The following is a 12,849-nucleotide window of genomic DNA, read 5'->3' as shown; positions in this document are numbered from 1 at the left end:
GGGTGAAAATCATGCCGGAAATTCTACTTTTAAACGATGCTGTTTATTGGGGTAGGGTCAGTTAAAAATTAACTTCCATCTCTTTCACAGCCGTTGATTTCCTTTTGCATGCGGCAACTGGCTGCGAATTCTGCCGGGTTCGGTAGTTTAGTGCGCCGTGAGGCCGACACTCATTGTAGTCACGCCGCCAAGCTGAGATCCTGATCCGGGCCTCTGCCAGCTGGTAAACCAGTGGTCGTTCAAGCACTCATCGCGGAAACGGCCGTTGAAGCTTTCAATGTATGCATTCTGTGTCGGCTTGCCCGCTTCAATCAGCTTGAGTTGAACGCCATTCTGATACGCCCATTGATCCAGTGCCTTGCTGGTGAACTCCGGTCCGTCATCCAGGGATAGAATTTGAATTACTCTGTTTGACCAATCAACGCTTTAACTCCAAGACAAAAGAGCAAGCATCTCTCAACGGCGTATCTCTGATTGATCAGGATGGGCTTTCCCAGCTACTCGCGCGCCATTCCGTGACTTTTGCGAGCGTTGAAGGATTCCTTTTTTCTTCTTGGACTGATGCGGCCTCAGAGACAGCTATGGATTAAAGCGCTTAACATTCCAGCACGGATGCCCCTCCACCGTAGGAGGACATTTTGTGATGCCGGGAGCTCAGGGTTCAAAAATGCGATAGGTAACTCCCGAAATCAACTCATCCTTGATGAAATAAAGAATCTCATGGCGTAGAATCTCTCGCCCTCAATGCCATCTAAAATGGACGGAAAAATACATGGAGATAAAAAATGTGAAGTCGTGAAAGTAAGCAAACGAACTAGCGGTATTTAATGATGCTTGTTGAAAAATTATTAGAAGTATTGATCAGAAACACCGCTCAGTAATTACCTGTTGGCGAAGTTCAGCCGGACATGGAGGATTTGTTTTGCACAGTCGAATATGAATGACCCTAGGCCCGAAGCTGACCTGCGTGTTTAATGGCTTTCGAGGAAAGGGCATGGATGGAACGGATGAGCAAAGTGCAAACAACAGAGCAAATAACCGCGCTGATAATGGTATCACCGGCCGACCGCGAGTTTCTATTATTGTCCTGCGTGCAAATATTTCTTCTTTGGAATAATAGCGTGTCCTAGAAAGACTAAGCATGCCCAAATCTCGATCAACGCAGAACATGTCTTCACGCTCCGGTTCACATGCGGGTCGTGGATTCCGCTACCAGGACGCTGTCTCCGCCTGGTTAGCAATCAAATGCTGGAACAGTGACCTCGACTATGGAGGTGTCGTTCCTGAAGGTAGGGATGACGCGGAATTGCTCGGCATCAATGGCTCAGCATTCGTGCAAATTAAGTCTCGACGCAGCCACTTGGACCCCACACCTCGTCGCGACGTAACGGAATATATCAGGCAGCTCTGGACAAGAGCCGAACCTGTGTCTCCAAGCCAGCTGATCTTGATTCTAGAACGAGAGATCGCGGATGCGGCGATGCCACCTAATATCCTGCATCCGCTGCCAAATATCATATCTATCAAACGACTGGTCGCTGGTGATCGACTTGCGAAAGAGTGGCTTACAAAGACAAGTATTCTGATCGCGCCCTCCCCCTTGGAAAACAGCATTGACCTGCTTGTGGACAAGCTGGGGTGCGCACCTATCGCCGCGAGCGTCTACTTTGCAGCGATTGCAGATCGCATCGGTTGCCTTTCCGACGAGAACGGAACGCGTACCCCAAAAGACTTCTTATCGTTTTCTATATCGGACCTCCACCGGGAGATCGTGAGACTGGCTGAAACGATATCGATTGAGGATCTCCATGCTGCAATCAAGAGAGGATACTGCGAGCCCGTCGATTTTCTAACGCCATTTGATGATCCAAACTTCTATCTTGGTACTGACATCCAACCGGGACACGTAGCTGCGGGTCTGCTTGCCGAACGGCCTGAGGCAACGACGCGCGTACTGGAGGCCCTTGAACAACGCAGAGCGGCCCTCATTACCGGACCTTCCGGTTCCGGGAAGTCGGGACTAATGTGGCAAACTGCGCGGCAAAGCCGTCACACAATTCGGTGGTTCAGGATTAGGGACATCGCCACCGTTGAACATGTTACCGAGTTGCTTCGGCTTGTGTCCACGTTTAGAGCAACTGCACGTATGCCAATTGGATTCATCCTCGATGACGTCGGTCGGGCTCGCAGCAGCCTGTGGGATACCCTGGCTAGCGAGTGCTCAATAAAGGATAACGTTCTCATACTCGGGTCTCTACGCGAAGAAGATATGCTGCTTGTCGCCCGCCGAAGTCTCACCATCGAGATTAGGGAAAAACCGGACGAGTTGCTTGCAAAGCGAATCTGGGCAGAACTAGCTTCCAGCAAGCGAACCAAGTGGACTGGCTGGCGGGAACCGTGGGAATTATCCAGCGGGCTTCTCCTGGAGTACACGCACCTCCTGTCCCAAGGAGAAAGGCTCTCGCTCGTCCTTAGGGAACAAGTTGAGCGCCGTGTACGCGAGAAGCGAGACACCGAACTGGAAATCCTTCGGCTTGCCTCCGTTGCGGGTCGAACAGGGGCGATGCTTGATGTCGGCCTGCTTGGCGGGGTCCTTTCGCGAACTGAGAGCGAGGTTTCCGCAGCTTTATGGCGGCTCATCGACGAGCACCTGGTTTGCATGGTGCCGGCGGAAAATCGTATCTCAAGTCTGCACCAGATTCGGGCGAAAGCACTTGCAGAACTTCTTCACGAAACGCCCCTACCTACTATGGCGCAAACCGTCCGTCGAGCAATGGCCTTAGTTGCAGTAAGCGAAATTGAGGGGTTTGTAGCGCGCACAATCGCAATAAATTCCGACTTCGCCGACGCGATCATCTCCGGAGCCTCCGATATTGCAGCCAGAGATGGAAGCCTGGAACTTGTGGCCGCTATCTTAAGGGGACTGGATATCGGCAGTATCGGCAACACAGTGACACATTGGCTGGAGGCCGTCCAGCCGCTTAATCTCCCCAAAACACAGCTTACGATGGCTGCCACCTTTGCGGTCGGCAAAACCGCGGAATTCATGCCAGAACAATTGGGGACACATTTCAAGGCTGCCTCTCTCCTGCGAGAAGCGGCGCATCGGGAATATCGCTTGACACTTCTTAAGCGCCTCCTGAGACCGCTGCAACGGACGCTTCATCATTCGAGTACCGGAGCTCTAACAGAATTTTTGGCTGCTTGTATCGGAAGTGAATTTCCGGAGAAGCTGATAAAAACGCTAGAGCAGCGCGATGTCGGACTGCTGGAAATGCCACTAGCGAACGCAGTGACGCTCCTTGAAACGGCCGGTTCGCTCGCCCCGAAACTAGCAAGAAGTTGGGTTGAGAGAGTTGGCCAAGATGCGCTTCTGCAACGGCTTCAGTGTGAAATGCCCTGGATATCGACGGTCGTACTGAGACAGGAGCCCGAGGGCCTTGCTGCCTGCGCCGACATTTTCTACATTTCTGATCGGTTACAGCCCGATTTGCATGGTGCCGTGATCGAATTGTGTCGGACTCTGCTGGCCCTTGTCCCAACTGCTCGATTGATCATTTCCACTGCTATGGCACCAGACGGGAAACCTGCTGGACTGGGGGATTATGCCATCGCTCAAAAGCGCATACCGCGTGACAACCTTCTCGCCGACGTGTTGCCCACGCGGAATAAACGTTGGATTGCGGCGATAGCTCAGCAGATCGCGCCAACTGGGGTGAGCCAGTATCTCGGCGAAGCGATCCAACTCCTAAACGGCCTTGTCCCAGTTCTGGAGCAAACGCTGAACAGTATGTTGCGTGGTAAGGCCGATACCAAGCATCTTCAAGCACTGGGCGAGATCTACGATCGCTCTGGTAAACTTGTTCGGCCGCCAGATGCGGCGGTGGTCGAAGGTAGGGCCTCCGGCCTCAGGGTTGCCGACCTGCAAAGCGTTCTTAATTACTGCGCGGCAGATTTTTTACGTGATTTGCTCAATTTGCCAACCCAGGCTGCCGCAGCGTACTCTCGAATAACCGAAGTTCTCGTACGAGCTAATAGTGCAATTTACAATGAACCTTGGGATCTGCTGGGCGACGGTCGGCCACCCTCCCTTTCTCGGCTCCAGGAAATATTGGAACAGGCACGCTTGGTCGTCGGAGCGACCGGAGCCCGCCAAACGAAAGTGCATCTGCTGAACCTTAGGTTGGCGAAGTCCGTGAATCGAAACAGTGCGCTTCGATTGATTTCAGTAGGCGTCCAGCAGGAGATAGATCGAGTCACCCAACAACTGAATGCCGAAATCGAGCGGATCGTAGCGGCGGCTGGCTATCGTGCTCTGGCAGCTTGCCGACCCGAGCAAGCAATCACTGGCCCGTGGCCATACCTGGTGGTTAATGTTGTCGTTCTCCTAAATAATTTGGAGGAATGGTTGCCTACTTTGGAGGAAGTTGCTTTACCCCTTCTAAGAGGCCGCGGGCTTGGGCGAAGGCTTACCATCGTACCGGCTGCTTCCGGAGTACCCTTTCCGGATCAGGCAGTATCAGGCATTGATGTACTCCTACCGCTCCCTCTCACGGATATATCGTGGCTCGGCGAACTAGACCTTATACCCGCGGAAAGCCCGGTGAGCAAAACCTTCGATTCGCTCTCTGCCGCACTGTTTGAGAAATCTGCAATCTCTGCATTTACCTGTGCGACCGACAATCGTCCTCCCGCGGAATGTAAGGCACTTGCCAGCGCCAGTGCGGAGATCGATACAGAGACGGAGCGGCTCGCAGCACTGCTACCCACGGCGGAGTCAGTCATCCTGCGCCAAAAGATTGACTCGTTAAGCAGCGCCGGGCCCGAACTATCGGTCGATTACTGGCGACAGATGCATGGAGACGGCTTTTCTTCATTAGTCATGCAGCTGACGTCTCTCAAAATGACGGTACTGAGTGCTGCACAAGACTGTGCAGACGAGCACTGCATTTCCTTGCCTAATTGATCGCCACTCCGTTTTGTTGGCGCTGAAAGCAGTAATGCGCGTTGCCATCAGTGAACCTATATTTGATAACATCTCTTGCGATTAGTTGAGGGACGTCCCGGCAAAACTGGGATAGTTTGAAACTACAGCCGGCAGCTTCTCAAACCTCAAGCGGAGCTGATTGGTCCTCGAATCAACAATATTCAGAACGTGGTAGAGGAAAGGTAGAAATATGGTAGCAATGAAATAAAAAAGCGGTTAGGAAATTCCCTAACCGCTTTTTTTCTTGGGTCGTGAGCGGCTCGAGCGCTCGACCTACGGACCAAGAGTGCTTACATCGTAAACGATATTTTTGACTTGGCAATTTCCCGGTTTATCCAATCGCAAAGGATTTTGGGGGGTTTAAAGGTGGGTAGAAAAAATAACTGGGCCAAGACCACGTATTTACACCATATCTGGCGGAGCGGTGTCCTTCACATTTCATCTTCATGTGGTTGTATTTAACGGGTTTTTATTTAACCAGCCTCTTAGTTACCACGTTTGTTACCACGCTAGTGGCCTTTATACCCACCTTCATACATTAGTACGCGGTATTGCCGAGTGTCCGCCTCAGTCGACTTCAGGAGCTGGTACTCCATGCCGCTGGCCACCGCGATCTGCTGGGCGAAGTCCTTCTTGGCCTGCACCACGGCGTCCTCGATCTGGTTGTCGGCCTTCACCTCGACGATTACGTACTTCAGGCTACCGTCCGGCTCTTCCCGCTGGAAGATGAAGTCCGGGTAGTAGCTGCGCACGGTGCGCGAATCCGGGTCGATGTACTGGATGAAGAAGTCGGACTGGCCGTGGGTAAGCATGCCGGTGAAGTAAATCTTCTTCACGTGCTGCTCGCGCAGCAGATCCCAGAAAAGCCAGCTTTCCGAACTGGAGTCGAAGCAGTAGGTGTCGAGGTGGAAGCTCTTGGCGCGCTCATCGTCTTTGATCTGTACGTCGTTCATGCGGACGATCTTGTCCTTGGCCGCCGTCACTTCGTAGTAGCCGTTCGGCGGGAGCTTGATGAGATCGACCTCGTGTTCCTCGGTTTGCTGCGACTCGTCCAGATCGTAGAGCTGACGGAACAGGCGCGGGATGATCTCGTCGTAGAGCAGTTCGTTGAACTCGTTGGTCATAGCCACAAGTTCGTCGGTGCCTTCCTTTGTCGCGTCAAGTAGCTCCTCGACGTCGAGCGGGCTAAGATTGAGGTAGCGGGAAACTTCCGCCACCAGTGTCATCGGCGAGAACGCCCACTTTTCGCGGCGCGCTGTCAGGTCGAAGGTGCGGCTGCCCGATGCGCGTGCCGCATCGGCGGGGGTCAATCCTTCCTGTTGCGTCTCGATTAATCGGTACTTTTCGACGAGCGTGTTCCAAGCCTCACGATCGGCGCGCTCGGGCATTAGCTCCTGGCCCGGAACGGGTTGCTTCTCGCGCATCTGGTACTGCTTGCGCACGCGCACCAGCTTGATCTTGACCGGCGGCTCGACCACGCGCACTTCCACGCGCTCCTTGTCGCTACCCGTCTTCTGCAACTCGTCGGCGCTGATGCGGAAGTTCTGTTGCAGCTCGTCGTTCAGGGTGTTCAGGTTGTCATCCGAGAGGAAGACGTGGCCGGTGTGCTGGGCCTCGCCGATCGCGCGCAGGCAGCGCATCGTGGCTTGCAGCACGAATACCTTTGACTTCGGCTCGCGGAACAGGCCCACACCAAACAGCGAGCGGCAGTTCCAGCCCTCGCGACCCTTGTTGACCAGCAGGATGAACTGCTTCTCCGAGCCTTCGGTGTCGAGGCGGTTGAATTCGCGGATGTCGTCGTTGGTGGTCAACTTGTCGTCGCCGACGTTGACCAGGATGCGCGAGGGCGGGATGCCGTGCTTGAGCAGCGCACGCTCGACCGCCGGTTTCAGCTCGCCGGTCAATTCGTCGATGGTGGCGGCAAAAAAGGCCAGCTTGGGCAACAGGCCCTCCGGGCGAAGCTCACCCGATTCCTTCAGAAAACCCTCGACGGCGATATCCACGAACTCGTCGGTACGCGTGTTGGCGTAGCCGTGCAGCACTACCTTCTTGAGGTAGGCCTTTTCGATGGCCTCCTTCAGGCCGTAGGCATACACCACCTCGGGCAGTACCTCGCGTCCGACATAGGGCGTGCCAGTATAGTTGTAGCAGGCCACCACGCGGGTGCCTGCTGCGTTGAGGCTGCCCGCAAGGATGTCGATGGTAGTGCGCAGGCTGGTGTCGGTTTCCTTCGCGCCGATGCCCATGTCCTTGGCCAGCGCCTTGCCGAATGCGTGGTGAGCCTCGTCCACGTAGATGCCTAGCTGCTCTAGGCGGCGCAGCTTTTCGAAGCGCTGGTTGGTGGTCAGTTCGCCTTCCTCTTCCGGCTGGTCGAAGTTGTAGAGGTCGGCTGCGTCGGCATAGACACCGGCGGCCGGGAGCGTTTCGCCGGTCGCGCCGAAAAGTTTGTCAGCGGAAGTCTTTTCCTTGTGCTGGCGCTTGAGGATGATCTTCTGGGTGTTGGAGACGATGATGTTGAAGCGCGAGCGATCCAACGTGTCCAGCGAGGTGCCTGCCTCTTCGAGGTAGTGAAAGCGCAGGTGCGTGGTCAGGAAGTTGACGTACTCCGGCGGAACAACGCGGGTGCGGGTCAGCTCCTTGTAGTTCTGCCGGATCGCGCCTCGGTTGGCTTGGTAGAACTGCCACAGAAAGCGAAAGAAGGCAAAGTCCAGCGACGCGCCAGACGGGCTAGCAGCCTTGCCGCTGGCCTTGGTCGCTGCGCGTTTAGTTGCCATTGGCGACGCTCCCTTCCCACGATTCCGAGAGCAAGTCGGTGATCTTCACACGGATGGTGCCCGCATCGTCTGGCACTTTGTATACGCCCTTGACCAAATCGTCCTTGCCCGGAATGTCCACCAACGCCGGTTGCAATACAGCCCCGTCGTAGTTCCAGTCGATCAGGACGCTTTCGGCCAGCTCCTTCCAGTCCTCGACCGACTCTTTCTGTAGCGAGAGCTTCTGTAGCAGGTTCATCGGGTAGAACTTCTCGATGACCAGCTCACCCTTCTTGATGGACACCTTGGCCTGCGAATCGCGTTTGAACTCGAGATCAGACTTGTCACGCAGGATGTCCACCACTTCCACATCGATCTTGAAGGGCTTAGCAGCCAATACCAGTTGCGCGGCCAAGTCTAGCTCGTGGCCCATGCACACGAGGGAGACCTTCTCGACCGGGCGGTTTGGGTTTTCGTTTTGTCTGCGTTCCCACGCTTTGTAGTCGAAGCCCGCGATCAGCTCATTCAGGTCGGCCCGCGTGGTGATGCGGTTGACGGGCATGATCTTGACCATGCGGCCGTCCTTCTCGCCATCGAACACCGTGCTAAATTCTAGCTTCTGCACTTCCAGCGCCTCGATCAATAGATCTCTGGCCTGAATAGGATTCCGGAACACGTCGTAATGGTTGACGTTGTAGAGCTCGAAACCGGAAAAGATCTTGGCTTCTTCATCAAAAGACTTCTGACGTAACTCGTCAGCTATGCTGGTAAGGCGCTTGCTAGTCGTCTGAATAGCTCCGAGATTAATATCCGCCCCGATAAAGCGGCGCCCCGTTTTCATTGCTGAAGCTTGAGTTGTGCCTGACCCCATAAAGCAATCGAAAACCAGCCCGCTCGGCTCAGTGGCCATGGAGATAATTCGGTCAAGCAATGATTCTGGCTTCTGGGTGGGGTACCCATTTCGTTCCTTAGCCACTGGATTGACTGGATATACATCCAACCAAAGATCTTGAAGCTTTACACCTTCGACTTCATCAAGATACTGCTTGAACTGAATCCTCCCATCCGTTGACTCCGGGAAAATCAATCTTCCCATACGGTCGTACTCTTCCATTTTCTCTCGCGTCCATTTGTAACCATTTGAATGGGGGAAGTAACCCTTGTAGTCATAGTAAAGATTTGGTCTAGGTCCAGGATTCCCAGTTGGGATAGGAATATATTGACGCCCGTTCTCGTCTTTCCGCGCACGCTTAAGATAGTCTGCCTCGTGAGCGTGATATTGCATCTTGAAGTAGTAGTCGCTGGTTTTTGAGTACCAGTAGATAGTGTCATGCAGGGTACCGCAGCGACGTGATGCCAGACCTGTAGCGGTTGAGCGCTTCCAGATGATCTCATTTCGGAAATTGTCTTCGCCAAAGACTTCGCTAAGCAATGCGCGTAGAAGGAAATTCTTTGTGTCATCGCAATGCAAGAAAATGCTGCCTGTGGGAGAAAGCAGTTCTCGAAGCAATGTGACACGTTCATACATGAACTGTAAGTATTCGTCGTTCGTCCAAATATCCGAGTACTGCTTATCCTCAAAGGAGCTGTGTTCAGCAGTTCCCGCTTTCCCCATCAGGGAGATCTTTCGCTTAAAATCAGCCTTTGAGTCAAACGGAGGATCTATGTAGATCAGGTCGATCTTTCCCCTGAAATTTTTTAGCAGGTGGCTCATCACCTGAAGGTTGTCGCCCCAGAAAATCTTGTTGCGCCATCCATCCACCTCCTCCCCGTGAATTTCCTTCAACTGCGCCGGGTAATACTGGGTGGAGGCGAACGGGCGCTTGCCACGCCAGTTCAACATCGGATAGCCTTTGATTGGCTCAAACTCGTATTTTTCGATAGTGGTCGTGCCGCGATCGGGTGTAGCCAATTGCAGACTTTCGTGCAGAGGCGCGGTGGTTTTCGTCATCGTTCGTTCTTCCTGAATTTCCAATTCTTGTTGTCGCAATAGGCGCGCATGTCGCAGTTCTGGCACAGCTTGGCCGGGCGCGCTGAGATCTGGTAGTCCTGCCGTTCGATGCGCGCTATGATGTCGTCGAAGCGAGCTACGGTCTTGCCGATGGCACGGTCATCCTTGCTGAAGGAGACGTAGGGGTTCCCGCCGTCCTCGCCGGTGTAGTATAAATGCATTCGGCTGACTTTCTGGCCGGTGCGCTCCTCGACCAGATGAGCGTACACCTCCAACTGGTGCTGGTACTGCTGGAGGCGGCTGCGATCCTTCTCCATGTCCGGCTTCTTCTCGGACTTGAAGTCGACGATCTCGACCGTGTCGTGCTCGCCCCGAATGAGGTCAACGCTGCCTTTGAGAATGTACTGATCCTTGACCAGCGAAATCTCGACCTCGGCCTCCTTGATGCGATCCCAATTTCCGTTCTCACGCTCGTAGTAGCGCATCACGTGCAGCAACGCAGCCTGCTGCGAGCTGGGCGCGAGGTACACACGCTCCTTCTTGGAAAGCAGGGCGTAGTTGGCCGAAAACCAGCCTTTGATGACATCGAAGCTGATGCTGCCTTCCTCGCCGCGTAGGACAGTCTTGTGAATGTCCTCGATGGTTTGATGCACCAGCGTACCGAACAGCATCGGGCTTTCGCGGACGGGTGCGAACTCCAGCTCCTTGAAGAAGCGGTACTGCTCGGCGCAGTTTTCGAACACGGTGATGTGCGAGGTAAACGAGTATTCGCGCTTGAGGTTGATCTGCTTGACCGCCTCGTAGCTGAGCGCCGCGAGGTTAACGTCGCGCCAGCTTGGCAATTCATAGAACTGGCGCTCGAAGTACTTAGACGGCGATTTCCCCCGCCCCTGCTTTTCTTGCGCGGCCAGCACCAGCAGGTTCTGCGCACGGGAGAAAGCCGTATAGAACAGCCGCCAGAAGTCGAAGTTCTTGATATGGTCAAGCGGCTCGAAGCGTTCCTTCGAGAGGTAGCCGCCATCTTCCAGCAGCACGTCCAGTGCGCTGTATTGCTTACGCGGCACCGCCTCCAGCGAGCCGCAAACGACGACAGGGTATTCTAGGCCCTTAGACTGATGAATGGTGAGGAAAGAGACGCAGCCCTTGGGCGCGTACTCGGAATCGTCCTCATATTCTCCGATACCGCCATCCACCAGGAAGCGCAGAAACTGATTGAATAGGTCACGTAGGTTCTTTTCCAGGTACTCGAGGTTAAGCACGCTAACGAAATGCAGGTACTCGAACTTAGTCAGCAGTTTGGAGAAGGTACCAAGGTTACGTGCAGCGCGGCCCTTATCCACACCTTGCACGGCTTCCTCGGTGAGGAAGCGCGAGAATAGCGGAAACTGAAGAAGTTCGTAGAACAGTCCTGAAAAGGCGTAGTTTTCGTTCTGTACTAGTGTTAGGTGATGTTTCGCCTTGGTTCGTGACCAATCCAGCAGGGGCTTGTTCTCCGGCTTGCGTAGCTCGTCGGTGAAGGGCTTAAAACACTGATGGTCGTAGTAATCCCAGATCGGTAGGGTGACGCCTTCGGCCCACGCCCGCACCTTGGGGAACTGCGGGAATAGGAAGATCAGCGCGCCGATTATCAGGCGGATTTCCTCTCGCTCGAAGAACATGTTCGAGCGCGGCGCGAACACGGGCACGCCCTCGGCTTCGAGGAATCTCGCCAGCGCGACCACCTTGTCGTTCTTGACCGAGCGGAACAGGAAGGCGACCTGGTTCCAGTCCGACAGCTTGCCGGACGCTTTCAGGCCGTCGAGGAACGCCAGGACTTCGACGTGCCAGTTGATGGTTTCGTCCTTGTTGTCGGTGGCGGCCAGCCGCACCGCCGTGGGCACGTCGGGGAAGGCGTCCTCGCGCGGGACGATCTGCTTGGCGAAGCGGAAGACGCGGGTCCCATCGTCCCACGTCTGCTTACGCATCCACTCATTGTAGAAGCGGATGATGTCCGGGTGCGAACGGTAATTGACGGAGAGCGTAACGCGCTTGCACGCGCCCTCGTCGAACAGCGCGGGGAACTCCAGAATGTTGCGAATGGTAGCCCCGCGAAAGCGGTACAAGCCTTGGTCGTCGTCACCAACGACGCACAGATTGCGCTTCTTGCTCGCTAGTAGCAGGAGGATGCGCTCCTGAATGGTGTTGGTATCCTGGTACTCGTCGACCATCAGGTAGCTCAGGTTCTCGCGCAGTTGCGCCAGCACCTCGGGGCGCTTTTCCAACAGTTGCAGCGCCTCGTACTGGATGCCGGAGAAGTCGAGCGAGTTGTTCTCGTGCAGGAGCTCCTGATACTTGGCAAAGCACGCGGCTAACGCGCGAATCTCCACTTCGGGGGCTGACGCCAGCGTGGCGAGGTCGATGGCTTCCTCGCTGACCTTGTTGAGCCACTTGAGCAGGTTCTCAGACTGCGCCCAGCGGCCCGACTGGTCGTCGCCGATGACGAGCTGGGCATCAGGCAGTTCGTGGAAATCCTTAATGCGCTGGTACAGGAAGTATTGCTGGTCAAACTGGTCGAACAGCGTGAAGCTGCGTTTTAGCCGGGTGAACTCGCGGAAGTCCTCCAGGATGCGCAGGCAGATCGAGTGGAAGGTGCCGAGGTACATCTCGTTCAGGTTGAACTTGATACCAAACTCGCTCAGCCGGTTGGAGATGCGGGTGGTCAGCTCGCGCGCGGCCTTGTCAGTGAACGTGACGACGAACAGCGACTCGGGCGCGACGCCCTTATGCGTGATGAGATAGACGATGCGCTCGACCAGCGTGAATGTCTTGCCGGAGCCGGGGCCCGCTATGATCAGCACTGGGCCATCTGACGTCAGAATGGCTTCGAGTTGTTGTGGGTTCGCCTTGGTTTTGAGTGTAGTGTTGGTACCAGTCATTCCTCGTCTCAGTTGCGCTCCTCGTTCGCCGCCTGCTCGATACGAGACAATTCATGCATCCCACGTGCGCTTATCTGCCTTTAGATAACGTCACAACCTCATCAATCTTGAGATACATTGGTCTGCTCATTCACCTGACTCGCCTTTTTGGTCTCGGCGTTCGGTTGGTTTGGAGGTATAGATTGTCATACAATGTTGTGTTTGAGCAAACATAGTATCGGCAGCGACCCCTTGCGCCCCGAG

4 protein-coding genes and 1 pseudogene are annotated in these 12,849 nt (G+C 54.8%); 1 reads left to right on the top strand and 4 read right to left on the bottom strand.

The window, feature by feature from the left end; genetic code table 11:
- Window positions 1-61: 61 nt before the first annotated feature.
- A pseudogene (locus BMZ14_RS12010) lies at window positions 62-279 on the bottom strand (integrase core domain-containing protein).
- 889 nt (window positions 280-1,168) lie between these two features.
- On the opposite strand from BMZ14_RS12010, the gene BMZ14_RS12005 reads away from it, so the two are divergent.
- Window positions 1,169-4,966 carry a hypothetical protein gene (locus tag BMZ14_RS12005; RefSeq protein WP_074797879.1) on the top strand — a complete coding sequence of 1,266 codons (3,798 nt, stop codon included), beginning with the start codon at window positions 1,169-1,171 and terminating at the stop codon, window positions 4,964-4,966.
- A 530-nt stretch (window positions 4,967-5,496) separates the two neighbouring features.
- Here the strand turns inward: BMZ14_RS12005 and BMZ14_RS12000 are convergent.
- Genes BMZ14_RS12000 through BMZ14_RS11990 form a run of 3 tightly spaced genes read right to left on the bottom strand, consistent with a single transcriptional unit; the run spans window position 5,497 to window position 12,606 of the window.
- Entirely contained in the window at window positions 5,497-7,761 is a 2,265-nt protein-coding gene (locus BMZ14_RS12000; protein WP_074797876.1) for a TnsA endonuclease N-terminal domain-containing protein, read from the bottom strand.
- Window positions 7,751-9,691, bottom strand: a complete 1,941-nt coding sequence (locus tag BMZ14_RS11995) for a site-specific DNA-methyltransferase (protein WP_083396776.1) — start codon at window positions 9,689-9,691, stop codon at window positions 7,751-7,753. The genes BMZ14_RS12000 and BMZ14_RS11995 overlap by 11 nt, the downstream gene beginning before the upstream one ends.
- Window positions 9,688-12,606 carry an ATP-dependent helicase gene (locus BMZ14_RS11990; protein ID WP_074797873.1) on the bottom strand — a complete coding sequence of 973 codons (2,919 nt, stop codon included), beginning with the start codon at window positions 12,604-12,606 and terminating at the stop codon, window positions 9,688-9,690. The genes BMZ14_RS11995 and BMZ14_RS11990 overlap by 4 nt, the downstream gene beginning before the upstream one ends.
- Window positions 12,607-12,849 lie beyond the last annotated feature (243 nt).

The sequence above is a fragment of the Nitrosospira briensis genome (assembly GCF_900115125.1).
In the GTDB taxonomy this organism is placed as follows: domain Bacteria; phylum Pseudomonadota; class Gammaproteobacteria; order Burkholderiales; family Nitrosomonadaceae; genus Nitrosospira; species Nitrosospira briensis_A.
Note: the sequence above shows the minus strand (reverse complement) of the source record. Positions and strands in the feature narration are given on the sequence as shown.

Excerpts from the sequence above, each read along its gene's own strand:
- BMZ14_RS12000 (WP_074797876.1), bottom strand. The coding sequence starts at position 7,761 with ATGGCAACTAAACGCGCAGCGACCAAGGCCAGCGGCAAGGCTGCTAGC.
- BMZ14_RS11990 (WP_074797873.1), bottom strand. The coding sequence starts at position 12,606 with ATGACTGGTACCAACACTACACTCAAAACCAAGGCGAACCCACAACAA.
- BMZ14_RS12005 (WP_074797879.1), top strand. The coding sequence starts at position 1,169 with ATGTCTTCACGCTCCGGTTCACATGCGGGTCGTGGATTCCGCTACCAG.
- BMZ14_RS11995 (WP_083396776.1), bottom strand. The coding sequence starts at position 9,691 with ATGACGAAAACCACCGCGCCTCTGCACGAAAGTCTGCAATTGGCTACA.